General features: G+C 39.4%; 13 protein-coding genes. 9 read left to right on the top strand and 4 right to left on the bottom strand.

Annotated elements, in window-relative coordinates; translation table 11 throughout:
* Positions 1-6 precede the first annotated feature (6 nt).
* Positions 7-2,223, bottom strand: coding sequence for a bifunctional diguanylate cyclase/phosphodiesterase (locus tag FNT16_RS15165; RefSeq protein ID WP_143872373.1), 2,217 nt, complete (start codon positions 2,221-2,223; stop codon positions 7-9).
* Between the two features lie 258 nt (positions 2,224-2,481).
* On the opposite strand from FNT16_RS15165, the gene FNT16_RS15160 reads away from it, so the two are divergent.
* The 8 genes from FNT16_RS15160 (at position 2,482) to FNT16_RS15125 (ending at position 11,486) form a co-directional block, all read left to right on the top strand.
* Complete coding sequence (locus FNT16_RS15160; protein WP_143872372.1) at positions 2,482-3,108, top strand: TetR/AcrR family transcriptional regulator; 627 nt, start codon at positions 2,482-2,484, stop codon at positions 3,106-3,108.
* A 45-nt stretch (positions 3,109-3,153) separates the two neighbouring features.
* Positions 3,154-5,517, top strand: coding sequence for an acyl-CoA dehydrogenase (locus FNT16_RS15155; RefSeq protein WP_143872371.1), 2,364 nt, complete (start codon positions 3,154-3,156; stop codon positions 5,515-5,517).
* 131 nt (positions 5,518-5,648) lie between these two features.
* Entirely contained in the window at positions 5,649-6,662 is a 1,014-nt protein-coding gene (gene nagZ, locus FNT16_RS15150) for a beta-N-acetylhexosaminidase (RefSeq protein ID WP_143872370.1), read from the top strand.
* 14 nt (positions 6,663-6,676) lie between these two features.
* On the top strand, positions 6,677-7,159 hold the full coding sequence (locus FNT16_RS15145; RefSeq protein WP_143872369.1) for a low molecular weight protein-tyrosine-phosphatase: 483 nt from the start codon (positions 6,677-6,679) through the stop codon (positions 7,157-7,159).
* Positions 7,160-7,234: 75 nt separating this feature from the next.
* The gene (locus FNT16_RS15140; RefSeq protein WP_185976610.1) at positions 7,235-8,605 is read left to right on the top strand and encodes a class II 3-deoxy-7-phosphoheptulonate synthase; all 1,371 of its coding nucleotides are present in this window, start codon (positions 7,235-7,237) and stop codon (positions 8,603-8,605) included.
* 112 nt (positions 8,606-8,717) lie between these two features.
* Positions 8,718-9,614 carry a 6-carboxytetrahydropterin synthase gene (locus FNT16_RS15135; RefSeq protein WP_143872367.1) on the top strand — a complete coding sequence of 299 codons (897 nt, stop codon included), beginning with the start codon at positions 8,718-8,720 and terminating at the stop codon, positions 9,612-9,614.
* A gap of 18 nt (positions 9,615-9,632) precedes the next feature.
* Complete coding sequence (locus FNT16_RS15130; RefSeq protein ID WP_143872366.1) at positions 9,633-10,610, top strand: M23 family metallopeptidase; 978 nt, start codon at positions 9,633-9,635, stop codon at positions 10,608-10,610.
* An 18-nt stretch (positions 10,611-10,628) separates the two neighbouring features.
* Entirely contained in the window at positions 10,629-11,486 is an 858-nt protein-coding gene (locus tag FNT16_RS15125) for a M23 family metallopeptidase (protein ID WP_342779140.1), read from the top strand.
* Between the two features lie 21 nt (positions 11,487-11,507).
* Here the strand turns inward: FNT16_RS15125 and FNT16_RS15120 are convergent, their stop codons facing one another.
* Complete coding sequence (locus FNT16_RS15120; protein ID WP_143872365.1) at positions 11,508-13,334, bottom strand: M61 family metallopeptidase; 1,827 nt, start codon at positions 13,332-13,334, stop codon at positions 11,508-11,510.
* A gap of 316 nt (positions 13,335-13,650) precedes the next feature.
* On the opposite strand from FNT16_RS15120, the gene FNT16_RS15115 reads away from it, so the two are divergent.
* Positions 13,651-14,727 carry an aldose epimerase family protein gene (locus FNT16_RS15115; protein ID WP_143872364.1) on the top strand — a complete coding sequence of 359 codons (1,077 nt, stop codon included), beginning with the start codon at positions 13,651-13,653 and terminating at the stop codon, positions 14,725-14,727.
* A 54-nt stretch (positions 14,728-14,781) separates the two neighbouring features.
* On the opposite strand, the gene FNT16_RS15110 is transcribed toward FNT16_RS15115, so the two are convergent.
* On the bottom strand, positions 14,782-15,093 hold the full coding sequence (locus FNT16_RS15110; protein ID WP_143872363.1) for a Dabb family protein: 312 nt from the start codon (positions 15,091-15,093) through the stop codon (positions 14,782-14,784).
* A 33-nt stretch (positions 15,094-15,126) separates the two neighbouring features.
* On the bottom strand, positions 15,127-16,077 hold the full coding sequence (gene gshB, locus FNT16_RS15105; protein WP_143872362.1) for a glutathione synthase: 951 nt from the start codon (positions 16,075-16,077) through the stop codon (positions 15,127-15,129).
* Between the last annotated feature and the right edge of the window lie 143 nt (positions 16,078-16,220).

The raw sequence follows: 16,220 nt of genomic DNA, 5'->3' as shown, positions 1-16,220 counted from the left end.
ATGGCATTAATCCCAGTTATGTAGGTGAATAAGTTTGTCGGTAAGCTCGCGTGCAGGCAAGGCTTTTGAATACCAGAATCCTTGAGCATAGTGACACTGAAGATGCTTTAAAAAAGCGACCTGCATTTTGTTTTCGACACCTTCTGCGACAATTTTTAACTCCATGTTTTTAGCTAGATCAATTATTGCTTTCACAATAGAAACATCATTCTCATTTTCAGGCACATCGCGAATGAAAGACCTATCGATTTTCAGTGTCGTTATCGGAAAATTTTTCAAATAAGCTAAAGAACTGTAACCAATCCCAAAGTCATCAATAGACAAAGAAATGCCTTGATCGGTTAATGAACGCATGAAATCTTCATTTTTTTTGATATTATCAACAAAAACTTCTTCCGTTAACTCTATTTCTATGTGCTGAGGGCGCAGTTCATATTTTTCATAGGTATTCACAATATGTTGATACAAGCGGTTAGACTTTAATTGGCGACCCGATACATTAATGGCTACATGTAAATGTGCAAAACCTAATTGATGCCAAATACTTAGTTGTCGGCATGCTTCATCTATTACCCATTCACCAATATCCAAGATCATACCTGATTCTTCAGCCAAAGGCACAAATTCGGCAGGCGGGATATACGTTTGCGTTTCAGTATCAAACCAGCGTAGCAATGCTTCAACCCCTATAATACTGCTATTATTTAAATTGATTTTAGGTTGGTAAAATAATTCTAATTGTTTATTTTCAACCGCACGATTGAGCTTTTTGAGCTTTTCAACTTTGTTTAAAATATCCAAATGGATATTGTCGGTGTACTGATACGTGCAATTTCGACCTAGAGATTTGGCTTGATTTAACGCAGCGTCGGCTTTTCTCACCAATTCATTTGCTGTTACGTCTTTAATGCCTGACAATACAAAACCGATACAAGCCGAAGTAATAAACTCGTAATGTTCTAACACAAATTTGGTATCAATCGCGTGTGTAAGCTTTTTATTCAAACGAGTGATTAACATACGGGCAGGCACTTCGTTGATAAATATTGCAAATTCATCACCACCTATACGCGCGAGATAATCTTTTTTATCAACAATTTTGTTGAGTCGAGCGGCAACCTTTTGAATTAGCATATCGCCGGCGTGGTGGCCAACCACGTCATTCACTTCTTTAAAGTTGTCTAGATCAATTAATATAACTGCTACGTCTCTGGGCTTTTTATCTTTCAGTTTTTCTTCAATATAATTGTACAGGGCTGAGCGATTGTTGAGCCCTGTCAGTTCATCACGGAATGCTAATTCAATTTTTTCTTGTTCTATTCGTTTCCGTTCACTCATTTCAGACTGTAAATGAAAGTTAACCTTGGAAAGATGATTGTTGAAACGGCGACCCGAAATAAATAGCTGCGATAACGCAGCAAGAAATGCAGTAATTAATAACCCAGTTATCGCAATAATGATAACAAGTTGTTGATCTTGCTTGTTTAATAATGATTGATTTGGCCAAATTTGAATGGCCCATTCTTCATCAAACGCAAAATATTTAACTTTAGCTAAAATATTTTGCTTATCAGTTGTATCAAATCCTCTGTTGACCGTACTAAAAATAACGTCTTGCGCGCGCGAAATGTGTATATGGTAACCCTTAGCTATCGTATCGTCTAAACTATGTTTTAGAAAACGGATCATGCGCACGACACCAATGACAAAACCTTGGTTTTCGCTTTTTACACCGATGGGGACGTAAAACAAAATGCCTTTTGTACCCTGTACCAGTTTCCAATTACTGATACCTACCCAGTTTCCAGTGCGCACAGCATAATCGAGTTTATTTGATATCACGGGTATTTTACTCAGGTCTAGACCAAATGCTTGCTGGTTGCCAATTAAAGGTTCTATCCAGCGAATGACTTTATTTGAATCCGCCCATTCGACCGCTTGTATAAATTCGTGATGCTCGATAATGTGTTTAGCTTGCTGATGCCATGTCACGGGCTCAGGTTGACCAAACTCTTGCCATTGTTTAGCCATCCAGTTAAACAAAAAAGCTTGATGAGAGAAGTTGTGATCTAGACGCGCAATTGCCTTATTCAGTTCCACTAAACTTTTAGACTGTATATTTTCGTCTACTTTTCGAGAAACAAATACGCTAACAATTATAGTAAGAGCAAGCCCGATTGTGAGTGAGATTAAAGCCGGTCTATATGTGATAAAAAAACGCATTGCTCATATTCTAATTGGGATTAAAAACAAGGCGATTATAGCCTATTTTTATATCTATGTGTTTTTAAAGACAAAAAAAAGCCCTGTTGTTTAAATAATCCAACAGGGCAACAAGAGCACATTTTCACTAGCAATAAATAAGACCATGTTATTTACACAATGTTCCATAGAATTCAAAATTTATTAAATAAAAGTTAATTGACAATTTATCTTTTTAAACATAAATTTTAAACAACCGTTTGAAAGTTTGGAGTTGCTGTGGCAAAAACAGATACAAAGCTGAGAATTTTAGAATCTGCTGAGCAGCTATTTGCTACGCACGGATTCACTCATACTTCTTTGCGCCAGATTACTACCGAAGCGAATGTAAACCTGGCTTCTGTTAACTATCATTTCGGTTCTAAAAAATCTCTGATCCAGTCAGTTTTAAAACGCTATCTAGAAATTTATATGCCATTACTGCACCAAAATTTGAATCAGATAGCACCACAAAAAAACGAAATAGAGCCAGTCTTGCAAGCATTTATAAAGCCATTGTTTGAACTCAATAAACTGGGCAAACAAAGCCCGAGAAATTTTATGATTATGATTGGCAGAGGCTATTCAGAAACGCAAGGACATTTGCGTAAATACATTGTCAGCGAATACGGGGAGACAGTTTTATTAATCACTCATAAATTTGCTAATGCCTTACCAAATATTAGCGCTCAAGAGCTATTTTGGCGACTGCATTTTGCGCTCGGGGCTTTAGTATTTGTAATGAGTTCAAGTAGCGCATTAGAAGAAATTGCCGAAGCCGACTACGCTGAATCGGCGACAACTGAGAAAATTGTAAACAAGATAGTCCCATTTTTGGCAGCAGGCTTAAGCTGTAAGAGCCAATAATGTTTCAAAACACCATAATCTAGCTGATGTTCTAGGGGTAATTTCATGACAGTTTTACTGATATTAATAATCGCTGTTGCCATTTTGTTTGGTGTCACCGATATACGTAAAAAATGGATTTCAGAGCCGATTTTTAAAATGTTTAAACGCATTTTACCGCCTATGTCGGAAACTGAAAAAGAAGCAATGGAAGCCGGAGATGTTTGGTGGGATGGAGAAATATTCTCCGGTAAACCTGATTGGCACAAACTACATAACTACCCCGACGCTAAACTGACCGACAAAGAGCAAGCTTTTATCGATAATCAGTTAGAAACACTGTTGGCCATGTTAAACGATTTTGAAATAGTACATGACAGTAAAGATCTACCCAAAGACGTATGGGATTACTTAAAAAGGGAAGGCTTTTTTGCAATGATAATTCCACAGGAATATGGTGGGTTAGCGTTTTCTGCAACTGCAAATTCAACTATCGTCGCTAAAATAGCGACTCGTAGTGTCAGCGCGGCAGTATGTGTCATGGTACCCAATAGTTTAGGACCTGGTGAATTGCTTACGCATTACGGCACGCAAGAACAAAAAGACAGATGGTTGCCGGGGTTGTCAAATGGTACAGAAGTGCCTTGTTTCGCCTTAACTGGCCCAGAAGCAGGCTCAGATGCTGGTGCTATCCCAGATAAAGGTATCGTATGCGAGCAGGAATTTGAAGGGCAGAAAACCCTAGGCATCCGTATTACATGGAATAAACGTTATATTACGCTAGCGCCAGTCGCCACGGTACTTGGCCTAGCATTTAAACTGTATGATCCAGATAAGCTACTGGGCGAGCAGGGCGAGCTGGGGATCACGTGTGCGCTGATCCCAACCTCACATCCAGGCGTGAAAATTGGCGACCGTCATATGCCAATGGGGCTTGCCTTTATGAATGGAACAACTTATGGCGAAGACGTGTTTATACCGCTAGATTGGGTCATTGGCGGCCCAAGTTATGTCGGAAAAGGGTGGCGCATGCTGGTAGAATGTTTATCAGCTGGGCGAGGAATTTCTTTGCCTGCACTTGCTACTGCTATTGGCCATTTAGGCACAAAAACAACTTCAGCATATTCATACATTCGTAAGCAATTCGGTTTGTCTATCGGCAAATTTGAGGGTGTACAAGAAGCACTAGCGCGTATTGGAGGGCATGCGTACACCTTAGAAGCTGCACGAAAATTCACCACATCAGCATTAGATACAGGGTTTAGTCCTTCGGTCGTAACCGCTATTTCAAAATACCACATGACAGAATTAGGCAGAGAAGTGGTCAATGACTCTCTAGATATTCATGCCGGTAAAGGGATTCAATTAGGCCCCAAGAACTATTTAGGTCATTTATATTGGGGCGTTCCTGTTGCCATCACAGTTGAAGGCGCAAATATATTAACACGCAACCTGATGATTTTTGGTCAAGGTGCGACTCGTTGTCATCCTTATGTATACAAAGAGATGGAAGCCGCAGCCAATCCAGATTTTAAAGCAGGATTAAAACAGTTTGATGCATTATTAATTAAACATATCGCTTTTACTATCCGCAATACAGGGCTGGCATTATTTCATGGACTCACATTATGTAAGTTTGGGGATACGCCAGTCGGTGGAGAAACTGCACAGTACTACAAGCAAATGAACAGATTGAGTGCAGGTTTGGCTTTATGCGCTGATGTATCCATGTTGATTTTAGGCGGCGCATTAAAACGAAAAGAGATGATATCGGCTCGTTTAGGCGATGTTTTTAGTCAACTCTATATGGCATCTGCTGTGTTAAAACGTTATGAAGAAGATGGAAGACAGATATCCGATCTACCATTTGTCCATTACGCTGTACAAAATTGTCTGCACAAAGCAGGAGTCGCTTTTGAAGGTTATTTTGATAACTTCAGACCTAGATGGCTCGCACACCTTATCAAGCGATTGATTTTCCCCTATGGTGTAAGTCTCAAAGCGCCGAATGACATTCTTGCGCGACGCGTTTGCCGAGCTTTATTAAAAACCGGTGAAACCAGAGATCGTATTACAAATTTATGTTACATGGGGGTAGATGATAATGACGCGGTTGGTGTGGTCGAAGCAGCGTTTATTGCAATGCATGCGTGTCAGGCTATCGAACTAAAAATTCACGGGGCACAAAAATCAGGTAAAATTCCCAGACGAGTACCACTTGAACAAGCGATTGCAGCGGCAGAAAAAGAACAGCTGATTACCGCTGAAGAAGCTCAGCAAATATTGCATGCAGATAAACTTAGAAAGCAAGCGATTGCGGTCGACAGTTTTCCGGCTGAATTCTTTACACAACAAAGTACTCAATCGAGCGCTCAATCGGGTACTCAACAAAATAGCAATTCGCCGAACTCTGCCGACACAGCGGCATAATATAAGGCGGCATTGGAAAACAATAAACCAGCAGCAATGCTGGTTTATTGTTTGCGCTCCATTTCAAGCTTACGTCTGACTATATAAAATGATAACCTAACTTAGTAAAAGTTAAATAAGAATAGAATGTTATGTCCTTAATGATCGACTTGAATGGTTACGAACTAGAGCCAGAAGAAAAAGACTTATTGCAACATCCATTTGTATCTTCGGTCATTTTATTTACCCGAAACTACGATAATAGAGAACAACTCTGTGCTTTGGTCAAAAGTATAAAAAGCTGTGCAAAGCGGCCAATTTTAATAGCGGTCGATCAGGAAGGCGGCCGAGTGCAGCGTTTTCGACAAGAATTTCAGCCGATTCCCTCAATGCGAAAGCTTGCGCAATATGCCGACTCAAACGATGACGTATCTGTCTTAGAGTCATTTGGATGGTTAATGGCCAGTGAGGTTTTGTCGTGTGGCATTGATATTAGTTTTGCGCCAGTTTTAGATTTAGAGGGTATTTCCGACGTAATCGGGGAGCGCAGCTTTAATTCAGTACCAGATAAAGTTGTTCAATACGCGGGCCATTTTATTAAAGGCATGCATAAAGCTGGGATGGCGGCCACTGGCAAACATTTCCCCGGTCATGGCAGTGTACAAGCAGATACACACCATAGCGCTGCAATAGACAACCGAACAAAAGCGCAAATTTTCAATCTGGATATACTGCCGTTTGAAAAACTTATTCAGAAAAAATTATTACAAGGTATTATGCCAGCACATGTTGTGTATCCGGATGTTGATCCAAACCCTGCTGGTTTTTCGCCTTTTTGGCTAAAAACGATATTGCGTGAAAAAATCGGTTTTGATGGCGTAATATTTAGCGACGATTTGTCAATGGAAGGGGCCAATGTTGCGGGTAGTTATGTGTCAAAAGCATCTGCAGCATATGCCGCAGGGTGTGATATTGCGTTAGCTTGCAACAATAGAAACGGAGCAATACAAATACTGGACAATTGGACGAACTTTGACACGGTTGAAGCTAACAATAACAAACACTTAAATTTGATAGCAAAAAAAACCATTGATTATAACGACATAATTACCAGTACAGTTTGGAAAACAACCTCCAACTTGGCGAAAAAATTAGAAACGAATTAGGAGCTTATTTTATAATGTCAAAAAGCGAGTCTATCCGTGCACGTTCTATACTTTTTGTTTGTTTAGGCAACATTTGCCGTTCTCCAACAGCACACGCAGTATTTAGACAATTAGCGAATACTAAAAGACCTGATTTAAAAATTGATTCAGCAGGTACAGCGGGTTACCACAAAGGTGCAAAACCAGACACACGGGCTCGTGCGGCCGGTGAACAAAGAGGTTATAATTTTAAAGGCCTTGCAGCCCGACCTGTTGTTGAAAACGATTTTCAAATATTTGATTTAATTCTGGCAATGGATGAATCTAATTATCAAGACCTCATGGCTGCTTGTCCGTCTGAGTTTCAATATAAAATAAAGATGTTTTTAGACTTTGCTGAGCAACACAAAGATGTAAATGAAGTGCCAGATCCTTATTATGGCGGCAACAAAGGCTTCGAATATGTATTAGACTTAGTAGAAGACGCTTCGCATGGCTTATTAAAGCGATTAGCTTAAACGGTAAAATTAATTTCTCAGACTATCATGTGTACGATACAGTAAATAGTCACTCTCAATAATAGGAAAATAATTGTGTCACAATGGTCACCAAATTCATGGCGTAATTTCCCGATACTACAACAACCAACGTATCCCGACGCCACACACGTTAAAAATGTAGAAGATCAACTTAAAAGTTTTCCACCTTTAGTTTTTGCAGCAGAGACTCGTGCCCTGTTTGATCAACTGGGTAAAGTGTCTGGCGGTGAAGCTTTTTTATTACAAGGTGGCGATTGTGCTGAATCTTTTGCCGATTTTAACGCGCCGAAGATTAGAGATACTTTTAAAACACTTTTACAGATGGCGGTTGTATTAACCTTTAGTGGCCGCTGCCCAATTGTCAAAGTTGCGCGTATGGCGGGACAATACGCAAAACCTCGCTCTGATGATATGGAAACACGAGATGGGGTCACTTTACCCAGCTATCGTGGCGACATCATTAATGGATTTGACTTTACAGAAGAAGCGCGCATTCCAAACCCAGAAAACTTAATTACTGCGTACCATCACTCTTCTGCAACCCTTAACTTGCTTAGGGCGTTTGCGCAAGGTGGCTTGGCAGATTTGCATGAAGTGAATCGCTGGAATATGGACTTTGTCGCTAACTCGCCAGTCAGTGAAAAATACCATGATTTAGCGATGCGAATTCAAGAATCGCTAGGCTTTATGGAAGTCTGTGGTATCACGGCTGAAAATACGCCTAAAATAAAAGAAACTGACTTATATACGTCACATGAAGCACTATTGTTAAACTATGAAGAAGCGTTGACACGTCGTGATAGTTTGACAGGCCTGTGGTATGACTGCTCTGCACATATGGTTTGGATCGGTGAGCGTACGCGCCAGCTAGACCATGCACATATAGAGTTTTTCCGCGGTATTAATAACCCAATAGGGGTTAAAGTAGGGCCGGGTATGCAACCGGATGAGTTAATCAAACTAATCGATGCGCTCAATCCAGACAACAAAGCGGGTCGATTAACTTTAATTACCCGCATGGGCGCTAATAATTTAGCGGATAAATTACCTGCTTTAGTCAAAAAAGTTAAAGAAGAAGGGCGTAATGTGGTTTGGATTAGCGATCCAATGCACGGCAATACCGTTAAAACCGACAACGGTTATAAAACGCGAGATTTCAACTCGATACTAAAAGAAATCGAAGCATTTTTTGCTGTTCATCGAGCTGAAGGCACATATGCCGGCGGTATACATTTAGAAATGACAGGACTAAACGTCACAGAATGTACAGGTGGCGCATACAAAATATCCGCCAGTGATTTAGAGACCTGTTACCGTACGCAATGCGATCCACGACTTAATCAAAATCAGGTATTAGAAATGGCATTTAATATCAGTGAGACGCTTAAAACAGCAAGAGCGGATTATTTAGCAAGTAAATCTTAACGCTTTAAGATCTTGAAATACGGCTGCTTGTTGCACTAGCTGGTGCAATTTAGCCGTATTTACGTATATAATGGACAGCTTATTAATCTTCTAGCTGGTGTAACCTGATTTCATGCATCTTTTTGTAAATGACTTAACTGTAATTGACTTTTCATACCTAGACGTAAATCGTGGGGTGGTGGGTGAAAGTTGGATTGTAGATGTCGCACTTATCGGCAACCTAAACGAGCAAAACATGGTGCTCGATTTTGGTGTGGTTAAAAGCCAAATTAAGCGAATTATAGATCGCGAATTCGATCATAAATTACATATTGCCGAAGACTCTGCAGCATTAATCGAAAAGGAAATCAAAGGTGATAATCTAGATATCCTATATAAAATGGCTAGCCTAGATTTAATCCACATGTCTGCCCCCCCCTCAGCTTATTGTTTTTTACAGGCAGAAAAAGTCGATATTGAAACGGTTTTACCGCTTATCCGGGCAACCGTCATGCGGCATATGCCAGAAAACGTCAAAGATATACAAATCACATTACGCGCAGAAGAAATTCCGCAAGAATATTACCATTACAGCCACGGCCTGAAAAAGCATGACGGAAACTGTCAGCGAATTGTACACGGGCACCGCTCTAAAGTGACCGTGATGGAAAATGGCGAAACTAGTCGCGATTGGCAGCAATACTGGCAACGCCGTTGGAAAGATATTTATATTGCAAGTGAAGAAGATTTAGACAGTACATTGTTACAACAATTTTCTGAACAGTATCACATTGCGCAAGATAACTATTTGGCCTTTTCATATACCGCTTCACAAGGTGATTTCCGCTTGGTTGGCCCTAAAAATTGTATCGATTTAATTGACAGAGATACAACAGTTGAGTGTTTAGCCGAGTTTATGCTTGAAGTTATGACGGCGCAATCTCCAGAATCTGAATTTAAAGTGATGGCATATGAAGGCGTTTCAAAAGGTGCGATTGCGCAAAACACTTTAAATACCCCTTCATTTTAAAGTTATAGGTCAATTATTGTGAAAGCTATACTAAAGTTAAGTTTATTGGCAAGTATCTGCTTGCTCAATAATAGCAATGCTCAAACGAAAGATGTTAAAGGCTACACAACCGAAAAAGCCGCTTTAGTGCAGGGCGGATTTGTACGCGGTCAATATCAATCGTGCATATCTGTCACAGTAAAAGACACACAAACAGAGCAGACAGGCCAGTGTACGGATGATGGGCGCTTTTTAATTGGATTTGGTCGTGATGCCGACACCAAACAAACGTTAATATTTGAAACCACAACAGGCCAAAAAGCCTTTACAGTCGAAATAAAAAAGCGGACTTATAAAACTGATAAAATCACCGGCGTACCGCAAAAAACAGTGACCCCTCCAGACTCTGTGCTGGCTAGAATTCGCAGCGAAAACGAAAAAATATGGGTTGCCAGACATCACAAAACGCCAAGACTCGATTTTTTATCCGACTTTATTTGGCCAGCACAAGGCCGAATTTCTGGTGTCTATGGTAGCCAGCGTATTTTTAATGGGACCCCCAAAAGACCACATTACGGATTGGATATTGCGGCAATAACGGGCACAAAGGTTATTGCACCGGCTGCCGGCATTGTCAGACTTGTGACCGTGATGGAAAATGGCGAAACTAGTCGCGATTGGCAGCAATACTGGCAACGCCGTTGGAAAGATATTTATATTGCAAGTGAAGAAGATTTAGACAGTACATTGTTACAACAATTTTCTGAACAGTATCACATTGCGCAAGATAACTATTTGGCCTTTTCATATACCGCTTCACAAGGTGATTTCCGCTTGGTTGGCCCTAAAAATTGTATCGATTTAATTGACAGAGATACAACAGTTGAGTGTTTAGCCGAGTTTATGCTTGAAGTTATGACGGCGCAATCTCCAGAATCTGAATTTAAAGTGATGGCATATGAAGGCGTTTCAAAAGGTGCGATTGCGCAAAACACTTTAAATACCCCTTCATTTTAAAGTTATAGGTCAATTATTGTGAAAGCTATACTAAAGTTAAGTTTATTGGCAAGTATCTGCTTGCTCAATAATAGCAATGCTCAAACGAAAGATGTTAAAGGCTACACAACCGAAAAAGCCGCTTTAGTGCAGGGCGGATTTGTACGCGGTCAATATCAATCGTGCATATCTGTCACAGTAAAAGACACACAAACAGAGCAGACAGGCCAGTGTACGGATGATGGGCGCTTTTTAATTGGATTTGGTCGTGATGCCGACACCAAACAAACGTTAATATTTGAAACCACAACAGGCCAAAAAGCCTTTACAGTCGAAATAAAAAAGCGGACTTATAAAACTGATAAAATCACCGGCGTACCGCAAAAAACAGTGACCCCTCCAGACTCTGTGCTGGCTAGAATTCGCAGCGAAAACGAAAAAATATGGGTTGCCAGACATCACAAAACGCCAAGACTCGATTTTTTATCCGACTTTATTTGGCCAGCACAAGGCCGAATTTCTGGTGTCTATGGTAGCCAGCGTATTTTTAATGGGACCCCCAAAAGACCACATTACGGATTGGATATTGCGGCAATAACGGGCACAAAGGTTATTGCACCGGCTGCCGGCATTGTCAGACTTGTCCATAATGATATGTTTTACTCTGGTGGCACTTTGATACTTGACCATGGTTTTGGTATCACCTCTACCTTTATCCATTTATCTAAAATTGATGTGATTGAAGGGCAAATAATTAAACAGGGTGAAAAAATAGCGGAAATCGGTCAATCGGGTCGTGCCAGTGGGCCGCATCTGGATTGGCGGATCAACTGGTTTAATGTCAGATTAGATCCCAAATTATGGTTAGAAGAAGGTGGCAATTTGCCACCTAAATAATCTTTTTACATGCAGAAAGTGCTAAGTGGGCGTTTGCCAATTGTTAGCTTTTTCTGCATCAATAACCGTCATTTGGCTCAGTTCGTTAACAGCGTCAATTAGCTGTATTACTGAGTTAAATAATTCACCATTTCTAATATAAGAAACTGTGTAATCCTGATTTAATGCCAGATTATTAACGACATTGGCAAAATTACCTTTACTCACCACAATATTATCAATCGCAATAATATTGTCCTGAACGCTTATACCTGCTTTTTCGGCAGGGGAATCTTCCAACACTTGCATTACATCTACCCCCAGTTTTGATTCTTTAAACATAAAACCAAGATAAGGGCTATGTGCATCTGGTGATTTATCTAACAAAGATGCAGCTTTAGAAGGGACTTGTTTTAGCTCAACACCAAAATCAGCTAATAGTTCAGTTAACGGAATAGGGGCTTTATCATTAAGTAACTGATAAAAGGTTTCTCGAATGTTCGTTGAATGAGCGTCTGAAGCTGTTGTATCTGAAACAATTAGGTCATCTACAATAGTAATGATGGTATCTAATTGAGTGCCTTTATAGTCAGCACCTTTATTTACAAATTCCGCCCATAAAGCACGCATCACATCATCTAATGATTTAGCCGCATTCGTCGCTTTACGAATGGTTAAATCAAGCCACAAGGCTAATAACGAGCCTTTAGTGTAGTAACTGACAATGTTATTAGCCGCATCAGGGCCTTGCTGATAAAACTTGGTCCAAGTATAAAAACTCGACTCTATTAAGTTTTGTTTTAACTGACCTTTGCCGCGGTTAACACGACTTATCGTTTGGCTTTTAAGTTTTAAATAATCTTCAAACGAAATGATGCCCGTTCTGAATAAACTCAAATCATCATAGTAAGAAGTGATACCTTCAAACGCCCATAATTGTTGAGTGTAACTTTCGCTGTTTAAACGATACGGAACAAATTCTTCTGGCTTGATTCTGCACACGTTCCAATTGTGAAAGTATTCGTGCGAAACCAAGCTTAGAAAAGTTTTATAACCATCTGATAATTCGTCTGGTTTGTTTACGTTTGGAAAATCAAAGGTTGAGCATAATAAAGCCGTTGAGTTTTTGTGCTCTAATCCACCAAAACCGCTCGGCAGAATATTGGTTAAAAACCAATACTCTTTAAAAGGCGGTTTAGCGCCCGTTTCTCTTTCAAATAAATCGATATGGTGCTGACAAAGCTTGGTAACATCTTTCACTAGGCGTTTTGTATCAGCATAATGTTTACCGTTTAAAATTAGATAATGCGGTGTGCCTGCAACTTCAAATTCCAGATGGGTAAAATCACCAATTTCAACTGGGCAATCAATTAACTGTGCATAATTATCACTGTAATATGTTCCGAAACGATAAACCGACGTTTCAGTTGCTCTTTGTAAACCCGTTGCGACTTTCCAGTTATTTGTAAAATTTGGTGCTAATAATTCAACTTCATGTTTTTGATCTTGAAACTCATTCACACAAATAAATAAACTAGTCCCGTTAAAAAATGCTCGACTTTGATCTAAATAAGCCGTTCTGACAGAACTGTCAAACGCATAAACTTGATATTCAACCGTGAATGCTTCACCGCCAGAATGTATTGACCAATTCTGTTTATCGATAAGCTTTATTGTTAATGCTTCACGGCCTTTATTGGCTGTTAAATTAATAATATTTTTAGAAAAATCACGGATCATGTATGAGCCAGGTATCCAAGCGGGTAAGGATAAATTCAACACTGACTGTTCGTGCTTGGGTATTGCTATTTTTACATTAAAAATATGCTTATTTGCTTCATCAAAATTGACGCTGTATTGAATGCTCATGATTAAAATTCTAATTATCTTGGTTAGTTAACATTATAAATAGTTTAATATTTATTTCTCTAAGCTTCTTAGCTTTCAGGTAGGCTAAATTTTTATTCTGTGTTTTGCAAATTAATGAAATTAATTTGGGGAGTTTAAGAGGGGCTTCGACCTTCTTACAAGATTATGTTTATCGATTTAATCTAATATTTAATCTAATGTTAGCGCAATAATATCCGCCAATTAAAAATTGTATAATAGTAAGACTTTTATTTTCCCTATTTGCCGTCATTTTGCGTTAAAATAGTCGTAATTGGATCAATCAAAAGAGAGATTTATGGCGATTAATCAGGAACAAAATACACAACCTTCAATAACGCGTGCTCAATTTGGCGTCACCGCAAATGGTGAAGAAATTAGCAGTTATACTTTAAAAAACAATAAAGGTACCGAAGCCGTTGTTATCAATTTTGGTGCAATACTACAAAGCTTAAAAACCGCTGATAAATCAGGGCAGCTTGCAGATATCGTACTAGGTTACGACTCGCTTGCTGAATACCAGAAAAATCCACATTATTTAGGTGCAACTATTGGCCGCTTTGGTAATCGTATCGCCAATGGTCGTTGCACAATAGAGGGTCAAGAATATACATTTGCCGTAAATAATGGCCCGAATCACCTGCATGGTGGTTTAGAAGGTTTTGATAAAAAAGTATGGTCTGCAGAAGGTGTTTTAAATGAAAGCAGTGCAGGTGTTATTTTAAAACTCACCAGCCCAGATGGTGATCAGGGTTATCCAGGTACGCTTGACGTAAAGGTAGAATATAAACTCACAAACGACGATGAGTTAATCATTTCTTACCACGCAACAACTGATAAAACGACCATCATAAACTTAACAAACCATAGTTATTTTAATCTAAAAGGTGAGGGCGACATTTTATCTCACCAGTTGTACATACCATCCACTCAAATGACACCCGTTAATTCAGCACAAATTCCAACAGGGGAAATTTGCAGTGTATTAGATACGCCTTTTGATTTTACCAATGCAAAAGAAATTGGCCGTGATATTGACGCAGATAACGAGCAAATTCATTACGGCTCTGGTTACGATCATAATTATGTCTTAAATAAAAGTGCAGATGAGCTAACATTGGCCGCTGAAGCTTACGAACCGTCAAGCGGAAGAGTATTAACCATATCAACCACAGAACCGGGTTTTCAACTTTATACCGGTAATTTTCTCGATGGGTTTGAAGCCAAAAGCAGAATTGCAGGAAAAAATTCGGCGTTTTGCATCGAGCCACAACATGTACCTGATGCACCTAACCAAAGTGTTTTTAAATCGACTGAGTTAAAACCAGGTGACGTTTATCGTAGTGAGATGCGATTAAAGTTTTCTGTAAAATAAAATTAGATTATTCGGGCGGCTGTATACAAGCCTGCCCGAATAACTGAGTTTAACTTATACCAAGTCATCTTGAGCATCGTATACCGTTACTTTTTGCCAAAATGCCGAACAATCTTCGATAAATTTCAAGTGTTCCGGGGCATCCTGATATGCGTCATGTGCTTTTAAATCATCAAAAGCGACCGTTAATTTATAATCAAAACTTGAGTCGACAACATCTCGTTGCAGCGAGTTAGCGGGTTTACCAATAAATCTAAATTTAACACTCGGATGGGCAGAAATCGTATCGAGTCCATTTTCAAACTGCGCGATTTCTTGAGTGGTTACATCACTTTTTAGCCAAAACAACACTGTGTGTAAAAACATTATTTCTCCTGTAAAACCAATCCGTTAGCCATTTTATTGTAAGCGTTTTTCTATTGCATCAAACAATCGCGCGCTGATGTTAATGTCAAAAGCGGCTTCTATTTCTCGAATACAGGTCGGGCTGGTGACGTTAATCTCGGTTAATTTATCGCCGATTACATCTAGTCCAACAAAAATTAAACCTTTTTCTTTTACAATGGGCCCAATTGCTTTTGCTATTTTCCAGTCTGAATCTGAAAGTGGTCTCGCTACGCCTTTTCCGCCAGCAGCTAAGTTACCACGGGTTTCACCTTGAGCCGGAATACGCGCCAAACAGTACTCTATCGGTTCACCATCCACGAGTAAGATACGTTTATCACCGTCTTTGATTGCGGGTAAATATTCTTGAGCCATCGCGAATCGAGTACCATGCTCGGTTAGGGTTTCGATAATGACTCCGACGTTTGAATCATCTTCTTTTAATCTAAAAATAGATGCGCCGCCCATGCCATCTAGCGGTTTTAAAATGACATCTTTATGGGATTTATGAAATGCTTTTAGCCTATCTTTACTTCTGGTTACTAACGTGTCAGGTGTAAATTCGCTAAACCAAGCTGTATATAGTTTTTCGTTCGCATCGCGCAGGCTTTGTGGTTTATTTACGATTAAACAACCTTCACTTTCAGCCCGCTCCAGTAAATAAGTTGCGTAAATATACTCAGTATCAAATGGCGGATCTTTGCGCATTAATATCGCATCTAATTCTGATAACGCGATATCGTTAGATGATTTTGATAACTCAAACCATTTATCAGGATTTTGCATAACGTTTAATAAGCGCGTTGTTGCAAAACTGCGGCCCTGGTGTAAATACAAGTCTTGCATTTCCATATAGTGAATTTCATATCCACGGGCTTGTGCTTCAAGCAACATTGCAAAACTCGAATCTTTCTTAATATTAATTTTTTCGATGGGATCCATCACAATACCGATTTTAAGGGCCATGATATTCTCGTTTTAATTAGGTTATTTTGAACTGTTTTAAACTGGTGTCATATTTAAGCAATTCAAGGTCTATAAATATTAAACAACACTATTAATTGCCAATCTTTTTATGGCAGACTAGCTTAAAGCCAAAAACTGCGTCC

The organism is Catenovulum sediminis (assembly GCF_007289895.1).
GTDB classification, from domain to species: domain Bacteria; phylum Pseudomonadota; class Gammaproteobacteria; order Enterobacterales; family Alteromonadaceae; genus Catenovulum; species Catenovulum sediminis.
The sequence above is the reverse complement of the archived record's forward strand: the minus strand, read 5'-3'. Positions and strand labels throughout refer to the sequence as shown.